17 protein-coding genes are annotated in these 18714 nt (G+C 63.1%); 7 read left to right on the forward strand and 10 right to left on the reverse strand.

Features of this window, described 5'->3' with window-relative positions:
* Positions 1–258 precede the first annotated feature (258 nt).
* Entirely contained in the window at positions 259–2034 is a 1776-nt protein-coding gene (locus tag AMC88_RS04810) for an acyl-CoA dehydrogenase (RefSeq protein ID WP_064824883.1), read from the forward strand.
* 29 nt (positions 2035–2063) lie between these two features.
* Positions 2064–2816 carry a crotonase/enoyl-CoA hydratase family protein gene (locus AMC88_RS04815; RefSeq protein WP_064824884.1) on the forward strand — a complete coding sequence of 251 codons (753 nt, stop codon included), beginning with the start codon at positions 2064–2066 and terminating at the stop codon, positions 2814–2816.
* Positions 2817–2984: 168 nt separating this feature from the next.
* On the opposite strand, the gene AMC88_RS04820 is transcribed toward AMC88_RS04815, so the two are convergent.
* The gene (locus tag AMC88_RS04820) at positions 2985–3989 is read right to left on the reverse strand and encodes an MBL fold metallo-hydrolase (RefSeq protein WP_064824885.1); all 1005 of its coding nucleotides are present in this window, start codon (positions 3987–3989) and stop codon (positions 2985–2987) included.
* A gap of 80 nt (positions 3990–4069) precedes the next feature.
* Complete coding sequence (locus AMC88_RS04825; RefSeq protein ID WP_064823070.1) at positions 4070–4888, reverse strand: oxidoreductase; 819 nt, start codon at positions 4886–4888, stop codon at positions 4070–4072.
* An 84-nt stretch (positions 4889–4972) separates the two neighbouring features.
* Here AMC88_RS04825 and AMC88_RS04830 point away from each other — a divergent pair, with 84 nt between their 5' ends.
* Entirely contained in the window at positions 4973–5422 is a 450-nt protein-coding gene (locus AMC88_RS04830) for a winged helix-turn-helix transcriptional regulator (protein ID WP_012482891.1), read from the forward strand.
* A gap of 47 nt (positions 5423–5469) precedes the next feature.
* Here the strand turns inward: AMC88_RS04830 and AMC88_RS04835 are convergent, their stop codons facing one another.
* Positions 5470–6720: a class I SAM-dependent RNA methyltransferase gene (locus tag AMC88_RS04835; RefSeq protein WP_064824886.1), complete on the reverse strand. Its 1251-nt coding sequence runs from the start codon at positions 6718–6720 to the stop codon at positions 5470–5472.
* On the reverse strand, positions 6717–7463 hold the full coding sequence (locus AMC88_RS04840; protein WP_029531612.1) for a TlyA family RNA methyltransferase: 747 nt from the start codon (positions 7461–7463) through the stop codon (positions 6717–6719). Before AMC88_RS04840 ends, AMC88_RS04835 begins: the two co-directional genes overlap by 4 nt.
* Before the next feature lie 9 nt (positions 7464–7472).
* On the opposite strand from AMC88_RS04840, the gene AMC88_RS32970 reads away from it, so the two are divergent.
* Entirely contained in the window at positions 7473–7760 is a 288-nt protein-coding gene (locus tag AMC88_RS32970) for a hypothetical protein (RefSeq protein WP_139052573.1), read from the forward strand.
* Positions 7736–9679 (forward strand): methyl-accepting chemotaxis protein, encoded by a 1944-nt coding sequence (locus AMC88_RS04845; protein ID WP_064824887.1) that lies wholly within the window; start codon positions 7736–7738, stop codon positions 9677–9679. The genes AMC88_RS32970 and AMC88_RS04845 overlap by 25 nt, the downstream gene beginning before the upstream one ends.
* 242 nt (positions 9680–9921) lie before the next feature.
* On the opposite strand, the gene dxs is transcribed toward AMC88_RS04845, so the two are convergent.
* A complete protein-coding gene (dxs, locus tag AMC88_RS04850) occupies positions 9922–11838 on the reverse strand; it encodes a 1-deoxy-D-xylulose-5-phosphate synthase (RefSeq protein ID WP_012482895.1) in 1917 nt (638 codons plus the stop codon).
* Between the two features lie 288 nt (positions 11839–12126).
* Between dxs and AMC88_RS04855 the strand changes: the two genes are divergently transcribed.
* The gene (locus AMC88_RS04855) at positions 12127–14103 is read left to right on the forward strand and encodes a phospholipase D-like domain-containing protein (RefSeq protein WP_064824888.1); all 1977 of its coding nucleotides are present in this window, start codon (positions 12127–12129) and stop codon (positions 14101–14103) included.
* Positions 14104–14164: 61 nt separating this feature from the next.
* Here AMC88_RS04855 and AMC88_RS04860 read toward each other — a convergent pair whose 3' ends face one another.
* The 5 genes from AMC88_RS04860 to AMC88_RS04880 all read right to left on the reverse strand — a co-directional run bounded on the left by AMC88_RS04860 (position 14165) and on the right by AMC88_RS04880 (position 18063).
* Positions 14165–15088: a pirin family protein gene (locus AMC88_RS04860; RefSeq protein WP_012482897.1), complete on the reverse strand. Its 924-nt coding sequence runs from the start codon at positions 15086–15088 to the stop codon at positions 14165–14167.
* Between the two features lie 80 nt (positions 15089–15168).
* Entirely contained in the window at positions 15169–15936 is a 768-nt protein-coding gene (locus AMC88_RS04865) for an SDR family NAD(P)-dependent oxidoreductase (RefSeq protein ID WP_064824889.1), read from the reverse strand.
* Between the two features lie 80 nt (positions 15937–16016).
* Entirely contained in the window at positions 16017–16268 is a 252-nt protein-coding gene (locus AMC88_RS04870) for an exodeoxyribonuclease VII small subunit (protein ID WP_012482899.1), read from the reverse strand.
* 2 nt (positions 16269–16270) lie between these two features.
* The gene (locus tag AMC88_RS04875) at positions 16271–17206 is read right to left on the reverse strand and encodes a histone deacetylase family protein (protein WP_064824890.1); all 936 of its coding nucleotides are present in this window, start codon (positions 17204–17206) and stop codon (positions 16271–16273) included.
* Positions 17207–17481: 275 nt separating this feature from the next.
* Entirely contained in the window at positions 17482–18063 is a 582-nt protein-coding gene (locus tag AMC88_RS04880; RefSeq protein WP_150128055.1) for a hypothetical protein, read from the reverse strand.
* Between the two features lie 249 nt (positions 18064–18312).
* On the opposite strand from AMC88_RS04880, the gene AMC88_RS04885 reads away from it, so the two are divergent.
* Positions 18313–18714, forward strand: a complete 402-nt coding sequence (locus tag AMC88_RS04885; RefSeq protein ID WP_064824892.1) for an acyl-CoA thioesterase — start codon at positions 18313–18315, stop codon at positions 18712–18714.

Below are 18714 nucleotides of genomic sequence, written 5' to 3' on the forward strand. Positions count from 1 at the left end.
TGGCCAAAGCGCGTCGCGATCTCTAGGATTCGCTCCCAGCGTTTCAGCTCTGTATTTTGACGCATGTCGTTATCGCGACATGCTCTAGAACTTCTCCATGACGTCCATTTGTGCAAGGGCGCAAGAGGCAAGCGCCATCTCGGGCAAACTATCGCATGGCAGTCCCAGAAATCGAAATTGACGTTTACGTAAAAATCAATTAGCTCTCACCCCGAGGGGTTCAGCCCGCGTCGAGGCAGGCCCTCCGGAGGAAAAACAATGTACAAGGCGCCCGTCGAGGAAATCGCGTTCACGTTGAAGCATGTAGCGGGCATGAGCGAGGTGATGTCCAGCGGCCTTTTCGGCGAGCTCGGCGACGATCTTGTCGATGCGATCCTCTCCGAGGCGGGACGTTTTGCCACAGAGGAAGTGGCGCCACTTTCCGACATCGGCGACCGCCAGGGCGCCCGTCTCGTCGATGGCGAAGTCCGGCTGCCGGATGGCTGGCGCGATCTTTACCGCAACTGGATCGCCGGTGGCTGGAACGGCCTGACGGCGCCACAGGCCTTCGGCGGCCAGGCCCTGCCTGATATGCTGAATGTCGCGTCGCTGGAAATGTGGAATTCCGGCTCTATGGCCTTCGCGCTCGCGCCGACACTGACGATGGGCGCCATCGAGGCCGTCCACATCCATGGCAGCGCCGCGCTGAAGGAGACATATCTGGAAAAGATGGTGTCCGGCGAATGGACCGGCACCATGAACCTGACCGAGCCGCATGCCGGCTCCGATGTCGGCGCTCTGAAGGCCCGCGCCGAACGCCGGCCCGACGGCAGCTACCGCATCTTCGGCCAGAAGATCTTTATCACCTGGGGCGAGCATGACGCGGCCGACAACATCATTCATCTGGTGCTCGCCCGCCTGCCGGATGCGCCGGCCGGCACACGCGGCATCTCGCTCTTTCTCGTGCCGAAATTCCTGGTGAATGACGACGGTTCGCTCGGACCCCGCAACGATCTCTTCTGCCATTCGCTGGAGCACAAGCTCGGCATCCACGGTTCGCCGACTTGCACGATGATCTATGGCGACGGCCGGTTCGGCGGCGAAAAGGGTGCGATCGGCTGGCTGGTCGGCGAGGAGAACAAGGGGCTCGCCTGCATGTTCACGATGATGAACAATGCCCGTCTCGCCGTCGGCATGCAGGGCGTGGCGATCGCCGAGGCCGCCACCCAGAAGGCCCTTGCCTATGCCAGGGAGCGCACGCAGGGCAGGGCGCCAGGTTCGACCGGGCCCGGCATGAGCCCGATCGTCGACCATCCCGATGTCGCCCGCATGCTTCTGACCATGAAGGCGCTGACCCAAGGCTCGCGCGCCATCTCCTATGCCTGCGCCCATGCGATCGACATGTCGCGTCGGGCAGGCGACAGCCGCCACTGGCAGGAACGCGCCGCACTGTTGACGCCGATCGCCAAGGCGTTTTCGACCGATGCCGGCGTCGAGGTCGCCTCGCTCGGCATCCAGGTGCATGGCGGCATGGGTTTCATCGAGGAGACGGGTGCGGCCCGTTATCTCCGCGACGCCCGCATTGCGCCGATCTATGAGGGCACCAACGGCATCCAGGCAATCGACCTCGTCACCCGCAAGCTGCCGCTCTCCGGCGGCGATCAGGTCATGGGCTTCATCGCCGAATTGAAGGCGATCGCCGAGGCTGCCGGGCGCTCCAATCTCGATGGTTTCGGCGAAACTGCCGCGAGACTCGCCGTCGCGATCGCCGATCTCGACGCGGCGACCGCCTGGCTTCTGGCAGCACTTGCCGATGACAGGGCCGCCGAGGCGCTTGCCGGCGCCACCCCCTATCAGCGCCTGTTCGGCCTCGTGCTCACCGGCTGTTACCTCGCCAAGGGGGCTCTGGCCGAAAGCGGCGACGGCAAGGGCGAGGGCCGTATCGCGCTCTGCCGCTTCGCCGCTGAAAACCTGCTCGCCGAGACCGCGGCCTTGCGCGACCGGGTGGTCAACGGCGCGGCAAGCCTTGCCGCCGCCCGCATTCTGCTTGCCTGACGAGACCCCATAAGTTCCGAGGAGATCCAATGACCGATCACATCATCGTCGAGCAGCCTTCCGCCCATCCCGGCGTTCAGCTGATCCGCTTCAACCGGCCGGAAAAGAAGAACGCCTTCACACGGGCGATGTATCGCACCATGACCGAGGCGCTCGCTGCCGCCAATGCGGACGCGAATATCAGAGTGACGGTCTTTCTCGGCACCGAAGGCAGCTTCTCGGCCGGCAACGACATCGGCGATTTTCTTGCCACGGCCATGGGCGGCAGCATGGGAGACGAGCTGATCGATTTCCTCTACGCGCTCGCCAATGCTGAAAAGCCGTTGGTGTCAGGAGTCGACGGCCTGGCGATCGGCATCGGCACCACCCTCAACCTGCACTGCGACCTGACGATCGCCTCCGATCGCAGCCAGTTCCGCACGCCATTCGTCGATCTGGCGCTGGTGCCGGAAGCCGCCTCGAGCCTGCTTGCGCCGCGCATCATGGGCCACCAGCGCGCCTTTGCCATGCTGGCTGCCGGCGAGGCTTTTAGCGCCGAGGACGCGAGGCAAGCCGGGCTGATCTGGAAAGTGACGAGCGCGGACGAGCTTGAAAGGCAGACGCTCGATGCTGCCGTGAAGCTCGCCGCCAAGCCGCCGGAAGCCTTGAAAATCGCCCGCGATCTCGTTCGCGGACCGCGCGAAGAGGTCATCGCCCGCATCGATGTCGAGGCCCGCCATTTCGCCGCGCGGCTGAAGAGCGCCGAAGCGCGCGCCGCGTTCGAATCCTTCATGCGTCGTTGAGCGCTGCCGAAAACCTAATGCATGCCGCCCGGAAGTGTGCAGCGGTTCCGGGACAACGACATGCATAAAAACAAAGAGCTAAAACGCGTCGCATGAATCAAATTTTGATGCGACGCGCTTTAGGGAAGACCAGCCTATCCCACAATTTCGGCAGCAGGCGGATATCGATCAGGCCGGCGGCACATCGAATACTTCACCGGCCCTGAGCGGCCGGAACCGGTCTGGGGGAATGGCGTGCTCGCTCATCGCCTCTTGCAACGCTCTTACCGGCGCGTCGACCGCTTCATTCGTCAGCTGGAACGTGGCGAAGTGATGCCCGGCCACATAGGCCGCATTCGCCAGCTTCATCCCGATCACCGCTTCCTCAGGATTCTGGTGCTGCCCTTTCATGAACCACCGCGGCTCATAGGCGCCGAAGGGTAAAATCGCCAGGCGAAAACCGCCGTGTTTCCGCTGCGCCGCTTTGTAATTGATGCCGCGATGAAAGCCCGTATCGCCGACGTGGTAGATCTTGCCGGCTGGTGTCGACAAAACGAACGAGGCCCAGAGCGCCATCCGGCGATCGGCGCCGCCGCGGGCGGACCAGTGATGGGCCGGCTCCGCATCGATGCTTATGCCGGCGTGCGAAATCCGCTCACCCCAATCCATCGATGTCGTCTGTATGTCGGGCACGGCGCGGCGCATGATCGTGTCATTGCCGAGCGGCGTCACGATCCGCGGCCGATGCTTCGCATGCAACCGTTTCAGCGTTGCGATATCGAGATGGTCATAATGATTGTGCGAGACCAGCACGAGATCGATCGGCGGCAAATCATCGAACGCGATGCCCGGCGGAACGACGCGTCTGGGGCCGGCAAAGGTGAAGGGGCTGACCCGCTCCGACCACACCGGATCGGTGAGAATATTGAGCCCGGCGACCTGCACCAGCATTGTTGCATGCCCGACCATGGTCACCCGCAGATCCCCGCCACCGACATGGGGATCCGGCTTGGCGGCCGGATATGGACTGGGGACCGACGGCGGCCACCGGTCACGGCCGCCGCCGAATTGCCACCGCAAAAGCTCGCGGAAACCAAGCGGCTCGATCCCTTCGGGATTGAAGAAAAGCGTGCCGTCGAAGTGATCGGACACCGGGCCCGCATAGTAGGGATTGCGTCTTTTGGTCTTGCGCATTGAGGTTCGGTTTCCGTGGTCGAGGACAGGAAGTTTAAGCCTGTCGGCTTGAAATCGGAATTCGGTCCTCGATGAACGCGTTAGGCTGAGGCCGGAAACTCGTTGACCTTGCGCAGCAGGCTGTCGACCAGCCGCTCGGGGAGATAGCGGCGAAGCGAGCGGACCTGGCGCGACTGCTTGCCTGCGGAATAGCGCAGCTTCGGCTTCTTCGCGGTTGCGGCTTTCACGACCATGTCGGCGACGACCTCGGGCGCATCGCCCGTTTCCACCCACTTGCGCATCAGCGCTTCGCTGCGGGCGCGCTCCGAAGCATAGACCGGAAGAGGTTGGTCTGCTCGTGTCAGATTTTCCTCGAAGGATGTTCTGGTGACGCCGGGTTGGACGAGAACAACACGAATGCCGAAGTTGCGCACTTCATGATCGAGCGATTCGGAATAGCCCTCGAGCGCATGTTTGGTCGAAGCATAGAAGGCATTGTAGGGAGCCGGGATGAGGCCGAGGATCGAGCTCATGTTGATGATCCGGCCGCTCTTCTGCTTCCTCATGACCGGCAGCACGGCATTGGCGACGCGCGCGACGCCGAAGACGTTGACGTCGAAAAGCCTTTGGGCCTGGGCGATCGAGGATTCTTCCGCGCCGCCGATGAGGCCGATGCCGGCATTGTTGACGACGAGGTCGAGGCGGCCGGTCTGCCGGACGATCTCGGCAATCGCCGCCTGCACCGAGGCTTCATCGGCCACGTCGCAGATCAGCATCGTTATCCCAGGTCTGTTGGCGACAGGTTTGCGGCTGGTTCCGAACACGCGATAGCCGGCCTTGACCAGCGATTGCGCCGTTGCGAGGCCGATGCCAGAGGACGCACCGGTGACGAGTGCTACGCTTCTGTTTTTGTCGGTCATATGGCAGCTTTCGAAAGTGTGGATCATTGTTGGCCGATCTGTTACTATCTTTTCGATATCATGTCACTATCGAAAAGATACTAAATGAAAAATAATCCAATTCCCCAATGTCCGGTCGCCCGCGGCCTTCAATCCGTCGGTGATGCGTGGAGCATTCTCGTCTTGCGCGACGCCCATACGGGCCTCACCCGCTTCGACCAGTTCAGGAAGAGCCTCGGCATCGTGCCGACCATGCTGACCAAGCGTCTCAAGGCGCTGACGGAGGACGGTCTGCTGGAGAAGCGGCTCTATTCCGAACGGCCGCCTCGCGAAGAATATGTCCTCACCGAAGCCGGCCGCGATTTTCTGCCTGTGCTGATGATGATCGGGGCCTGGGCACACCGCCATTGCGATGGCGAACTCGCCCGCTATATCGACGTCGAGTCAGGAGCGGAGATCGAGCCGATCGCAATCGATGCCGTGACCGGCGCAAAGCTCGGAACGCGACCAATGCGCATGAGCTTGCAGCCGGAAAGCGAGCCGTGCGACCGATAAAATGTTCTTGACGCTCCGGAATCGCGATCGCGCCGGGCCGAAGCGGCCTATTTCTCCAGTGTCGCCACGACCTCGACATGCGAGGTCCAGAGGAACTGATCGATCGGCGTCACCCCGGTAATGCGGTAGCCGCCTTCGACGAGGATCGCGAGGTCGCGCGCCAGCGTCAGCGGGTTGCAGCTGACGGCTGCGATCTTCTTCACGGCTGAGCGGGCAAGCTCCTTGCATTGAAACTCCGCGCCGGCGCGCGGCGGATCGAACACGACGGCGTCATAGGGCTTGAACTCCTGCGTCATCACAGGGCGGCGGAAGAGATCGCGCTTTTCGACGCTCACCGGCTTCAGCCCCTGTGTCTTGCGGGCGGCCTGGTCGAGTGCCGCGAGCGCCGCTGCCTCGGCCTCGACCGCATGCACCCGGCCGATCCGCGCCAGCCTGAGCGAAAACGTGCCGGCGCCGGCAAAAAGATCGGCGATCCGCTTGGCCTTGCCGACATGGGCGAGCACCAGCTCCGCCATCGCCTCTTCCGCCGGCTTAGTCGCCTGGGCGAAGCCGCCCGCCGGCGGCGAAACCTCGACGCCGCCGAAATCGATGATCGGCTTGGCCGGCTCGACGAGGATTTCGCCGTTCAGCGTCACGCGGGCGATGCCGCGCAGGCCGAGCACGGTTTCGATCGCCTTGCGCCGCTGCGGGTCGGAGAGTTTCTTGATCTCGTCGACTGCAATGTCGACGCCGGAGAGCGTTTCCAGCACCGCCACCCGGAAGGGTTCGGCATTGGTCGCAAGCGAGGCGGCAATCGCCTTGATTGCCGGCAGCCGGGCGACGATCCCTGCCGACGAGATCGGACATTCCTCGATGGCGACGATATGATGGCTTTCGGCCTGGTTGAAGCCGATCAACATATCCTTCTCGGTCTTGCGCGCCGCAAACACCACGCGCCGGCGTTCGCCCGGCCGGGCCGGAACGATCTCGCCGACATCAGGCGTCAGCCCTTTGGATTTCAGCGCATCGACGACCAGCTGCCGCTTGAAGGCGCGGTAGGGGCCATCCGCCAGGTGCTGCAGCGTGCAGCCGCCGCAGGTGCCGTTGACGCCATCAGGGCCGAAATGCCGGCAGGGCGGCTCCTGCCGGTCGGGCGAGGCCGTCGCGATCGACATGATCGTGCCATGGCTTTTGACGCGGGCGATCGCCACCGTTTCTCCCGGAAGGGAAAAGGGCACATAGACCGGCCCGCCGGCGCTGCCGGCAATGCCGTCGCCCTGGGCGCCGAGCTTCTCGATGATGACGGTTTCGGTGCTCACGGTTTCAATCCTGCCAGAAGGAATTCTTGATTACCGTCGCCGCCGGCAATCGGGGAGGGGATGAGGCCGAGGCTATTCCAGCCCATGTCCTCGGTGAACCAGCGCTCCAATTCCGCAGCGACGGCGGGCGCAGACGAGGGGTCCTTCAACAGTCCGCCCTTGCCGATCGCCTCGCGCCCCGCTTCGAACTGCGGCTTGACCAGCAGCACGGCGGCAGCACCCGGCGCGGCGATATCAAGCACCGGCGCCAGCGCCAGTTTCAGCGAGATGAAGGAGACGTCGGAGACGATGAAGCTGGCGGGTTGGCCGATATCCTCAGCCGTCAGGTTGCGGGCGTTGAGGCCTTCCCGGTTCGTCACCCGCGGATCGCCTGAGATGCGCGGATGCATCTGCCCGTGGCCGACATCGATCGCGGTGACATGCGCGGCACCGCGCTGCAGCAGCACCTCGGTGAAGCCGCCGGTGGACGCGCCGATATCGAGACAGTGATGGCCGGCGGGATCAAGGCGGAAATGCTCGAGGGCGGCCGCAAGCTTCAGGGCGGCGCGCGAGACGTAATCCTGGGCCGGATCGTCGATGGCGATATCGGCGTCGTCGCGAAAGAGCGCGCCGGCCTTCGTCACCACCTGGCCGCCGATGCGGACGGTGCCGCGCTGCACGGCATCGCGCGCCCGCGAGCGGCTGGCGAAGAGGCCGCGGGAGACGAGCAGCTGGTCGAGGCGTTGGCTGTTTTGATCGGACATCGGCTGTGAATGACCGGCAAAGCCGCCGGTTGCAAGCATTTTGTTCCGGGGCGGTTGATACGGGCGATTCCTGAGATGGCCAATTTAAGCAAATTTAAAGCCTGCCCGCATAGGTTCGTCGCGATTGCAGCGGTTCACCCGAACCTCTCTGGCGCCATGAAGGCGCAGGGCGTCATGACGCCGATCATGTTTCCTATTGAAAAGTCTTGGCGGTTGCGCATTTGCGCGACCTGTCTCTCGCCGCGTCGACTGTCGTCAGGAGAAATTCACCGATGTCCGCTAAAAACATATCCTTGAACGGGAAGCTTGCGGCCACGTTCGCAGCCCTCATCCTCATCTTCATGTCCGTCTCGGCCTTCGTCTATTCCAAGGCGACAGCGTCGGCGGCAGCGTCGGCCGAGCAGGAAAAATCGGAGCTGTTGGTCAACCAGATCGACGATGCGCTGCAGGCGATGCTCGAGCAGGCGGTCAATCTGCGCGGCTTCATCCTCTTTCGCAGCGACAGCACCTATGGCGACGTCTTCGCCAATCGCGAGCGCATGCTGAAGGCGATCGCCGCCGCCAGGCAGACGGCCGCCGGCGAGCCGCAGCTGGTCGAGATGATCGACGGCATGCAGAAGGCCGCCGACCTCTATTTCCATGAGCTCGCCGAACCGCAGACCAAGGCGCGCAAGGAAACCGACATGCCGATCGAAGAGGTCGTCAAGATCGGCGTCAACGCCACCAAGGGCCAGCTCGACGGTTTCCGCCAGGCCTCCGCCAAGATCAAGGCCACCGCCCGCGAAAAGTCGGATGCGCTCGCCGCGATCCGGGCCGATGCCAACAGCGATCTGGCGACGACACTGCTTGCCGGCGGCATTGTCGCCTCGCTTGCCGCCGCCCTTCTCGCGTGGCTGATGTCGCGCACCATCGTCCGCCCGGTCGTCGGCATGACCGCGGCCATGGATCGCCTCGCCGGCGGCCAGAACGATATCGAGGTGCCGGCAGTCGAGCGCGGCGACGAAATCGGCCGCATGGCCCAGTCTGTCCTGGTCTTCAAGCAGGCGGCGATCGAGAAGCTGCGCCTTGCCGGCGAGACCGACCGTATGCGCGGTGACGCCGAGCGTCAGCGCCAGGCAAGTGACGAACAGAAGGCGCGCGAGGAAGGCGAGCTGCGTTATGCCGTCGACGCCTTGGCCGGCGGCCTTGCCGGCCTGGCTGTCGGCGATGTCGCCGCCCGCATCCAGACGCCGTTCGCGCCGCAATATGACAGCCTGCGCAACGACTTCAACAATGCCGTCGAAAAGCTGCAGGCGGCACTCCAGTCGGTCGGCCACAACGCCTCTGCGATCAACGCCGGCGCCGGCGAGATCCGCTCGGCCGCCGACGATCTTGCCCACCGCACCGAGCGGCAGGCCGCAGCCGTCGAACAGACCGCCGCAGCCCTCGAAGAGGTGACGACGACGGTGCGCGACAGCGCCAAGCGCGCCGAGGATGTCGGCAATCTCGTCGAGCGCACCCGCCTCGGCGCCGAAAAGTCCGGCGATGTCGTCCGCCGGGCGGTCTCCGCCATGCAGCAGATCGAGAAATCCTCGGGTGAAATCTCCAACATCATCGGCGTCATCGACGATATCGCCTTCCAGACCAACCTTTTGGCGCTGAACGCCGGCGTCGAGGCCGCCCGCGCCGGTGAGGCCGGCAAGGGCTTTGCCGTCGTGGCCCAGGAAGTGCGCGAGCTCGCCCAGCGCTCGGCCAAGGCGGCCAAGGAGATCAAGGATCTGATCACCACATCAGGCACGCATGTGCAGACCGGCGTGTCGCTGGTCGGCGAGACCGGCAAGGCGCTGGAAGCCATCGTCGCCGAGGTGCAGGAGATCAACCGCAATGTCAGCGCGATCGTCACCGCCACGCGCGAACAGTCGATCGGGCTGCAGGAGATCAACACCGCCGTCAACAACATGGATCAGGGCACGCAGCAGAATGCGGCCATGGTCGAGGAACAGACTGCGGCGAGCCATGCGCTCGCCCAGGAAGCAAGCGCCCTGGACGAACTGCTGCGTCAGTTCAAGCTCGGCACCCAGCTTCCCGCTCCGGCTCAGAAGACCGCCGCCGCAACACCAGCCTCCCGCCCGGTCGCCTCTCCGGCCCGCGCCCTTGCCAGCAAGGTCAGCAAGGCATTCGGCGGAAGACAGGCAACGGCAGCAGCTGCGGTGCAGGAAGACTGGACGGAGTTCTGAGCGCGCTCCTTCTCGGAAAGGGACATCAAATGAAAAAGGCGGCGCAGTGGTGCCGCCTTTTTGTTGTGAATAAGCTTCTGTTATGTCTGTCCGAGCTCGCGGCCCCCTCATCCGCCTTACGGGCACCTTCTCCCCGGGGGGAGAAGAGGGATTCGAGACGTTGCGGCATATCTCTTCTCACACTCGGGGAGAAGGTGACGGCAGGCGGATGAGGGGGCCTCACGGCACGCCCTCACCAATCACTATCCAGCAACCCCAACCGCAACCCCGCGCCCCAGCGCCCGGAACACCGTCGACACGATACCGGCGCGATCAAGCCCGGCATGGGCGTTCATCGCTTCCGGCTTGGCCTGCTCCATCCAGATGTCGGGCATAACAAGCGAGCGGATCTTCAGGCCGTTGTCGAGCAGGCCCTCGCTCGAGAGATATTGCATCACCTGGCTGCCGAAGCCGCCGACAGAGCCTTCTTCGACGGTGATCAGCATCTCGTGGTGGCGGGCGAGCTGGCGGATCAGGTCGTGATCGAGCGGCTTGGCGAAGCGTGCATCGGCGACCGTCGTCGACAGGCCGGCGGCCTCGAGGTCTTCGGCGGCAAGCAGACAGTCGGCAAGCCGGGTGCCGAAGGAAAGCAGGGCCACCTTGGTGCCTTCCTTGACAATGCGGCCCTTGCCGATCTGCAGGATTTCGCCGCGTGCGGGCATGTCGACGCCGACGCCTTCGCCGCGGGGATAACGGAACGAGATCGGCCCGGCGTCATAGGCGACGGCGGTGCGCACCATATGCTTGAGTTCGGCCTCGTCGGCTGCTGCCATCACCACGAAGCCGGGCAGGGTGGCGAGGAAGGCGGTGTCGAAGGAGCCGGCATGGGTCGGGCCGTCGGCGCCGACGAAGCCGGCGCGGTCGATCGGAAAACGCACCGGCAGTCCCTGGATTGCCACGTCGTGCACGACCTGGTCATAGGCGCGCTGCAGGAAGGTGGAATAGAGCGCGGCGAACGGCTTGTAGCCTTCCGCAGCCAGGCCGGCGGCGAAGGTCACGGCATGCTGCTCGGCGATGCCGACATCGAAGCAGCGCGACGGAAAGGCTTCGGCGAGCTTGTCGAGGCCGGTACCATTCGGCATGGCGGCGGTGATGCCGACGATCTTGTCGTCGAGGGCCGCTTCCTGCACCAGCGCTTCGGCAAAGACGCTGGTATAGCTCGGCGCGTTGGGTTTGACCCGGGCCTGGGCGCCGGTGATGACGTCGAACTTGTTGACGCCGTGATATTTGTCGGCCGCGGCTTCGGCCGGCGGATAGCCCTTGCCCTTCTGCGTGACGACGTGGATCAGCACCGGGCCGCGCGCGTTGTCGCGCACATTGCGCAGCACCGGCAGCAGGTGGTCGAAGGAATGCCCGTCGATCGGCCCGATGTGATAGAAGCCCATCTCCTCGAACATGGTGCCGCCGGTGACGTAGCCGCGCGCATGCTCGACGGCGCGGGTAATGGCGCGATCGATGTTCTTGCCGAGATAGGCGGTCAGCTTCTTGCCGAAGTCGCGGAAGCCCATATAGGTGCGCCCCGAGGCAAGCCGGGCGAGATAGGCGCTCATCGCCCCGGTCGGCGGCGCGATCGACATGTCGTTGTCGTTGAGGATGACGATGAGGCGGGCATCGAGCGCGCCGGCATTGTTCAGCGCCTCGTATGCCATGCCGGCCGACATCGCGCCGTCGCCGATGACGGCGATGACGCGCCGGTCGTTCTTGTCGAGATCGGCGGCAATCGCCATGCCGAGGCCGGCCGAGATCGAGGTCGAGGAGTGCGCCGCGCCGAAGGGATCATATTCGCTTTCGGCCCGGCGGGTGAAACCGGACAGGCCGTTTTCCTGGCGCAGGGTGCGAATGCGGTCGCGCCGGCCGGTCAGGATCTTATGCGGATAACATTGATGGCCGACATCGAAGATCAGCCGGTCGTCGGGCGTGTCGAAGACGCTGTGGATGGCGATCGTCAGCTCGACCACACCGAGGCCGGCGCCGAGATGGCCGCCGGTGCGCGACACCGCATCGATCATTTCGTCGCGGACCTCGCGGGCGAGCTGCGGCAGGTCGCGATCCTCGAGCTTGCGCAGGTCGGCGGGGTAGATGACCTGGTCGAGCAGAGGGGTCTTCGGCGGATGTGTCACGGGCGGGCGCTCTTTCTTACTTTTCCTTGTACCGCTTTATTCGATTAGAACGAGGCAAAACAAGTGATTTCAGGAACCGAAGGTTTTCACCTTAGAGCATGGCGGAAAAATGTGTGAGCGGTTTCGGGCGATATCACATTCTATTTCCGTGAGTTGCATTCGCCTGATCTTGGCCCAGTGCCGCTCTGGATTTCCGCCCCGCCGGTGGAATGCGCCGAAGCGCGGCGAGCGGCTTGAATATGACACGGAATGGTAGCAATGTTGCCGCGCTGACTGGGGGATCAGGTCATGGGAACGATTGTTGCAGCGCATGCCTATGTGAACAATGAGGTCGCCTATCTGGCCTGGGATATCGATGCAAAGATCGACGGATGCCTCGGCTTCGAAGTCGTCCGCGTCTATCTCGACGAGCAGGGAAACGTGGCGAGAAAGTCCGATGGCAGCGAGGACCGGGTCACCTGCGCCGCCTGGGTAGCCTTCAAGGGGCAGCGCAATCCGCACTGGCTGCCGCAGACGACATCGCTCTGGCCGGTGCAGAAGCTTTCCTGGCGCGATCTGACGCTGCGCAAGCGGCGCAACGAAATGCGACGGCGGCCGGACGAGGTCCGGGTGCGTTACGAGATCCGCCCGCTCGGCGACCTGAAGCCGGGTATGCCGGCCGCCCCGGATCCGACGCCTGCGCTCGTCGAGATCAACAAGCGGGACGATAAAGGCCGGCCGATCAAGAAGGCCGACAACACCTATGAGAAGATTGCGGTCAAGGCCTATGAAGGCCCGCCGCGGCCGCTCGGTTATCTCGGCCCGGCTGTCGCCACCAACCCGGTCCATGTGACGCGCAAGCGCGGCCAGTTCGGATCGACCTTCACCAACGGCATCCTCGCCGCCCAGTGGCTGCGCAACGTCCTGCTGGAAGACGGTGTGAAGCAGCCGAACGAGCTGATCGACATGATCTCCAATCCGGCGAACGGCATCCGCAAATATCTTGCCGGCGATGTCATTCCGATGCTCCGGGATTTCATGAATGCGCCCGGCCGCTTCCTTCTCGCCCTCTACGAGCTCGAGGACAAGGAACTGCTTGAGCTGCTGCTCGCCAACAAGGACAGGCTCCGCATCATTCTCGCCAATACCGGCAAGGTCGGCGACGATTGGGATGTGCGCAATCACGAGGCGCGCGAGGCGCTGATTACGGCCGGCGTCGACATTCACCACCGGATGTTCAACAATTCGAGCCAGATCGGCCATAACAAATTCGTCGTGCATATCGCGCCCGATGGGACGCGCAGCGTGTTCACCGGCAGCACCAACTGGACCGCCACGGGGCTTGCCGGCCAGTCTAACAACGCCTTGATCGTCCGCAACGATGCGGTTGCCGCGGCCTATGTCGCTTATTGGGAACGGATGCTGGAAGACAATGCGACGCTGGAAGCGCCCGTCGAATTCGATGACGGCATGCCCGACAACCAGCAGAGCAAGGAATTCCGCCGCTCGAACGAGACGCCTTCCGTCGTCCCGACCGGCAATGGCGCGTCGCTCGAAGCCTGGTTCTCGCCGAACATGCAAAGCCGCAGAAAGGGCAAGGCAACGCCGCCCGATCTCCGCGAGGTCTACCGGCTGATGCGCCGGGCCGAGCACGCCGTGCTGTTTCTGGCCTTCTATCCCGGTCAGTCGGGCAGGGATTGCATCGTCGGCGAGGCGATCGACATCGGCCTCAAGGATCAGAAGCTGATCGTCACCGGCGCCGTTTCAAGCCCGCAGGCCATGCCCAATTACGTCGCCAGCAAGAAGAACGATCCTGACGATGAGGACGACGATGCCGAGGCCGTGTCGCCGCACACCTTCGACGAGGCCAATGTCTCCGTCGTCCGGGCCTCGCGCATCGATGACCGCCAGCTGCTGGCGGATTTCGGCGCGGAGGAGCTGACCGCCAAGAAGGTCGGCGCCATCATCCACGACAAGGTGCTGGTGATCGATCCCCTGTCGGATGACTGCGTCGTCGTTCTCGGCAGCCACAATCTCGGCTTCAAGGCCTCCTACGCCAATGACGAGAACATGCTGATCGTCAAAGGCGACCGGGCGCTGGCCGAGGCCTATGCCGTCCACATACTCGATGTCTACGATCACTATCGCTTCCGCGCCGTCGAGGCGGAATTGAAGCGCCAGGGCAAGAAGGGCTGGTCAGGCTTTCTCAATGTTGATGACAGCTGGCAGGACGGCTATGTCAACCGCACGAAAGGTGCGCTGACGCGCTATTTCGCGGCGGGCTGAATTCCGCCGCAGATCGAGCGCCGCGAAGGGAAATCGCTCCGCGACGCATTCGCCATTATCCTCAGGCTTCCGGCAACGGCACGAATTCCTCCTCGTCGCCGGGAACGATGTCGAAGCGGCCGGTGCGCCATTCCTCCTTGGCCTTTTCGATCCGTTCCTTCGAGGAAGAGACGAAATTCCACCAGATGTATCGTTTCGAGTTCAGCGCCGCGCCGCCGAAGAGCATCAGGTGACAGCCGTCAGTGCCGGCTTCCAGCGTGATCGGATCGCCCGGCCGGAAGACCAGCAGCTGGTCGGCGGCGAAACGGTCGCCTGCGATCACCACCTCGCCCGAGAGCACGTAGACGGCGCGTTCCTCATGGCCGGCGCCGAAGGGAAAGCGCACGCCGGGCTGCAGGTTGAGATCGACATAGAGCGTGTCGGAGAAGGTGCCGACCGGCGATGCCATGCCTTCGAACGAGCCGATGACGACACGTCCGCGCACGCCGGATGTTTCGATCAGCGGCATCTCGGACTTTTCCGTATGGGCAAAGGAGGGATCGATCTCCTCCTTGTCGTCGGGCAGCGCCAACCAGGTCTGCAGCCCCGACATCAGCAGCGGGTGGCCGCGCAGATTCTCCGGTGTGCGCTCGGAATGGACGATGCCGCGGCCGGCCGTCATCAGGTTGATATCGCCGGGACGGATGACCTTTTCGGTGCCGAGACTGTCGCGATGGCGGATTTCGCCGTCGAAGAGATAGGTGACGGTCGACAGGCCGATATGCGGATGCGGCTTGACGTCGAGCGCCTCGTTGGGCTTCAGGATCGCCGGCCCCATGCGATCGAAGAAGATGAACGGTCCGACCAGCCGCCGCTGCCGCGTCGGCAGCGCGCGCCGCACCTGGAAGCCGCCGATATCGCTGGTGCGGGGAATGATCAGATTCTCGATCGCATCACAGGCAAAGGCATCGCCGGGCAGGGGGTCTTTACCGGGAAAGAAGGACATGACGGGTCTCTCCGCTTGTAGGGACGTCGGCCATAGATAGAGCCTCACACCTCGCGCGTCCAATCGAGATGGGCTTGCGCTCAGATGGCGGTGAAGCCGTTGTCGACGAAGAGATGGGCGCCATTGACGAAGCTCGACTCGTCGCTGGCGAGATAAAGGGCGGCCCGCGCCACATCCTCCGGCTCGCCGATCCGCCCCTGCTGCGCGGCGATCGCGGCATCCGAAACATCGACGCCAAGCGCCTGCAGGTCGGCCACCTCGCGCAGACCGTGCGGCGTGCGGATGAAGCCGGGGCAGACGGCGTTGCAGCGGATGTTGCGGTCGCGGAATTCCACTGCAATTGCCCGGGCAAACATGTGGACGGCGCCCTTGGTGGTGTCGTAAAGCACTTCCATCGGCGTGGCGGCGACCGCCGAGATCGACGAGGTGCAGACGATCGAGCCGCCGCCGGCGGCAATCATCTTCGGCAGCACCGCTTTGGTCATCAGGAACATCGAGCGCACATTGACGGCATGCAGCCAGTCCCATTCCTGAACGGTGGTTTCCAGGAAGGGTTTGATGACGATCGTGCCGGCATGGTTGAAGAGCACGGTGACCGCGCCGTAGCGTTCCTCGACGCCGGCGACGGCTGTTTTGACAGCGGCTTCATCCGAGACATCGGCCGTCCAGCAATCGGCCTCGCCGCCGGCATCGCGGATCGCCTTGACGGTCTCGGCCGCCGCTTCGCCATTGCGATCGATGATCGCGACACGCGCTCCTTCGGCCGCAAACAGCTTCGAGGCAGCGCCGCCCATGCCGGTCGCGCCGCCAGAGATGATGGCGATCTTGCCGTTCAATCTATCCGTCATTTGTCTGTCCCCTCATGGTTCTGGAGGGGATCATAGATCGGCCGCCAGCCGATCGCCTTCGAAAGGCTGCTTCGATCCGCTCAGGCGCCGTCCAGCGGCTCGACGCCCTGCGGCTTGCCCGCGCGGTCGAGCCGGATCTTCTCGATGCGGTTTTCGGCGGCCGAAAGCAGTGTCTCGCAATGTTTCTTCAGCGCTTCGCCGCGCTCGTAGATCTCGATCGATTCATCCAGCGCCACGTCGCCGCGTTCCAGCCGGGCGACGATGCTTTCGAGTTCGGCGACCGCCTTTTCGAAGGAAAGGCCGGCCACTTCCGGCTTGGCGCTGTCAGTCATTCTCAACCCTTCATCATTCGCAGAATATGCATGCCGGCCGATTCGGCGAGGCCTTCGAGATCATAGCCGCCTTCGAGCAGGCTGACGACCCGGTTCTTGGCGTGCCGGTCGGCCAGTTCCAGAACGCGGCCGGTGGCCCAATCGAAATCCTCGCCGGTCAGGTTGATCTGCGCCAGCGGATCGCGGTGATGGGCGTCGAACCCGGCCGAGATGATGATGAGATCCGGCCGGAAATCATCGAGCGCCGGCAGCACCCGCGATTTGAACGCCTCGCGGAAATGGTCGCTGCCGACATTCGGCGAAAGCGGCGCGTTGACGATGGTGTTGTGCTTGCCCTTCTCCTCCTTGGCGCCGCTGCCGGGATAAAGCGGCATCTGATGCGTCGAGCAGAACAGCACGGACGCATCGTCCCAGAAGATGTCCTGGGTGCCGTTGCCGTGATGGACGTCCCAGTCGACGATGGCGACGCGTTCGGCGCCATGCCGCTTCTGCGCGTGACGGGCGGCGATCGCCGCATTGTTGAAGAAGCAGAAGCCCATCGCCGTCATCTTCTCGGCATGGTGCCCGGGCGGCCGGGCGGCGACGAAAACATTGTCGGCGGCACCGGAAAAAACGTCGTCCACCGCCGCCATCGCGCCGCCGATCCCGGTCAGCGCCGCCTGCAGGCTCTTGACGCTGGCATAGGTATCGGCCTCCAGCTGGTTGATCCGATCGTCCTCCTCGGGGATCTCCCGCATGACGGCCATCAGGTGCTCTTCCGGATGCGCCAGCAGCACCGCATCCTCGCTCGCCTGCGGCGCCTGCCGGCGCTGCAGCCGCTCGAAATTCGGATGTTCCAGCGCCACATTGATGGCGCGGATCCGATCCGATCGCTCCGGATGGCCGGAAGGCGTCACATGTTCCAGGAAGATCGGGTGTTCATAAAGACGGGTGCTCATGGAGACACTCTATCGGCCGCTTGTGTCATGTTCCACAGCAGATGGGGCATCGCCCGATGATTTCAACAAGCGCTCCTGCGGCAGCCGACGTTCTCCGCCGCCGGGTCGATCCACTCCTTCGGACTTGTCGCCGATGTGGAGTTGACTTTGCAAGGTTTGCGTCCGCCCTGCTCAGCCGCCCATCTCCTTGCCAGAGGAACAAGAGCACCGACTTTATTGCTTTTTGGACTGGAGGTAGGGCATCGCGCGCTGCCAAGTCTCGACTGTATATATTATTATGGGGCGTCCTCAAATAGCTTGCCGAGCTTGCGCTCCATGACACCGTGTTTCTGTTCCGGCGGCACAACGCCTGCCGGAAGAGGTAGCCTTACATCAGCGTATTCAGTTGGAAATGATCTGAAGATGACGCGGCGAGTTGCCTCCATGATGTCGCCATCGACAAGCTTTATTTGCTTGGGATTTTCATAAGCGTATCGCAGCGCTTCAAAGCAGCTGGCGCTATCTGCGAGAGAAGTTTCGAACGTAGGGGGTGCTTTGCCGCTCTGCAGGTCCCGCGCGGCGCGAACTTCCATCTCATTGGGCGTCATATTTTCCCACTGAGCTTTTATCTCAGCTCGGTATTTTCCTGGCAGTTTTGAATAGAGAAGATCAAGCTTATGGCCGCGCGGATTTTGCTCTGCCGTCTTCGTTATAATAAGAAACTTCAAATAGATCTCAGTCGCGAACGCCAAATTGACCAATCTTGGTATCATTAAATGAATATCAGAGAGATAATCTGGAGTATTGGGAATTCCTTCAAGTTTGATGGCGGCCCTCCGAAAACGTTCGGCTGTTAGTAAAACATGGCGAGCATCCACTGGCGTCTCCTCTAAGAATCATATTGTTCGATCAATAAGAAATATATCGGCCTCGCTGCCCTTTCACTATGCAATTATGTGGCCAAAGCAGTGCTGCCGATATTCGGTGAAAGCGGCGCGTTGACAATGGTCTCCGGCAGGCGCCTCGCGCCAGTTGCCTCTTTGTAAACTCCTTTCATCTCAGCCGTTTACTTCGACGCCTCCCGTCGCTACTGTTGATAGCGGGGAATTTTGCAGGCAGAGTTGTTGATGAGTCAGTCGAAACGCCCGGGTGTGACGGAAATACATGTGCCGTTTCGCGATGTCGATATGACCGGCCGGATGTTCCTGGCCTCCTATATTTCCTATGCCGAATCCGTCATTGCGAGCTTCTGGTCGGCTCGGCCCGAGGTCGAGGACGAACCGGTCTATAACGCCAGCAAGATTACCTGCGTTCTCCACCGCCCGCTGCATTACGACGAGCCGGCCCTTTTTACCGCCGCCGTCGACAAGATCGGCGTGCGTTCCATCGGCTTCCTCGTCTTGATCGATACCGGCGAGGAGCGCGCCGCCGAGGTGGAAATCATCTGGCAGGCCCGCAGCGGCGAGGATCAGCAGCCGGCCTCGCTGCCGGAGGAAACGCGCGATTGGCTTTATGGGTTTTTGGATTAG

The organism is Rhizobium phaseoli (assembly GCF_001664385.1).
In the GTDB taxonomy this organism is placed as follows: Bacteria; Pseudomonadota; Alphaproteobacteria; order Rhizobiales; family Rhizobiaceae; genus Rhizobium; species Rhizobium phaseoli.

Bases quoted from the DNA above. Each gene is read 5' to 3' on its own strand.
- AMC88_RS04810 (WP_064824883.1), top strand. From the start codon at position 259: ATGTACAAGGCGCCCGTCGAGGAAATCGCGTTCACGTTGAAGCATGTA.
- AMC88_RS04815 (WP_064824884.1), top strand. From the start codon at position 2,064: ATGACCGATCACATCATCGTCGAGCAGCCTTCCGCCCATCCCGGCGTT.
- AMC88_RS04820 (WP_064824885.1), bottom strand. From the start codon at position 3,989: ATGCGCAAGACCAAAAGACGCAATCCCTACTATGCGGGCCCGGTGTCC.
- AMC88_RS04825 (WP_064823070.1), bottom strand. From the start codon at position 4,888: ATGACCGACAAAAACAGAAGCGTAGCACTCGTCACCGGTGCGTCCTCT.
- AMC88_RS04830 (WP_012482891.1), top strand. From the start codon at position 4,973: ATGAAAAATAATCCAATTCCCCAATGTCCGGTCGCCCGCGGCCTTCAA.
- AMC88_RS04840 (WP_029531612.1), bottom strand. From the start codon at position 7,463: ATGTCCGATCAAAACAGCCAACGCCTCGACCAGCTGCTCGTCTCCCGC.
- AMC88_RS32970 (WP_139052573.1), top strand. From the start codon at position 7,473: ATGACCGGCAAAGCCGCCGGTTGCAAGCATTTTGTTCCGGGGCGGTTG.
- AMC88_RS04845 (WP_064824887.1), top strand. From the start codon at position 7,736: ATGTCCGCTAAAAACATATCCTTGAACGGGAAGCTTGCGGCCACGTTC.
- AMC88_RS04855 (WP_064824888.1), top strand. From the start codon at position 12,127: ATGGGAACGATTGTTGCAGCGCATGCCTATGTGAACAATGAGGTCGCC.
- AMC88_RS04860 (WP_012482897.1), bottom strand. From the start codon at position 15,088: ATGTCCTTCTTTCCCGGTAAAGACCCCCTGCCCGGCGATGCCTTTGCC.
- AMC88_RS04865 (WP_064824889.1), bottom strand. From the start codon at position 15,936: ATGACGGATAGATTGAACGGCAAGATCGCCATCATCTCTGGCGGCGCG.
- AMC88_RS04870 (WP_012482899.1), bottom strand. From the start codon at position 16,268: ATGACTGACAGCGCCAAGCCGGAAGTGGCCGGCCTTTCCTTCGAAAAG.
- AMC88_RS04875 (WP_064824890.1), bottom strand. From the start codon at position 17,206: ATGAGCACCCGTCTTTATGAACACCCGATCTTCCTGGAACATGTGACG.
- AMC88_RS04885 (WP_064824892.1), top strand. From the start codon at position 18,313: ATGAGTCAGTCGAAACGCCCGGGTGTGACGGAAATACATGTGCCGTTT.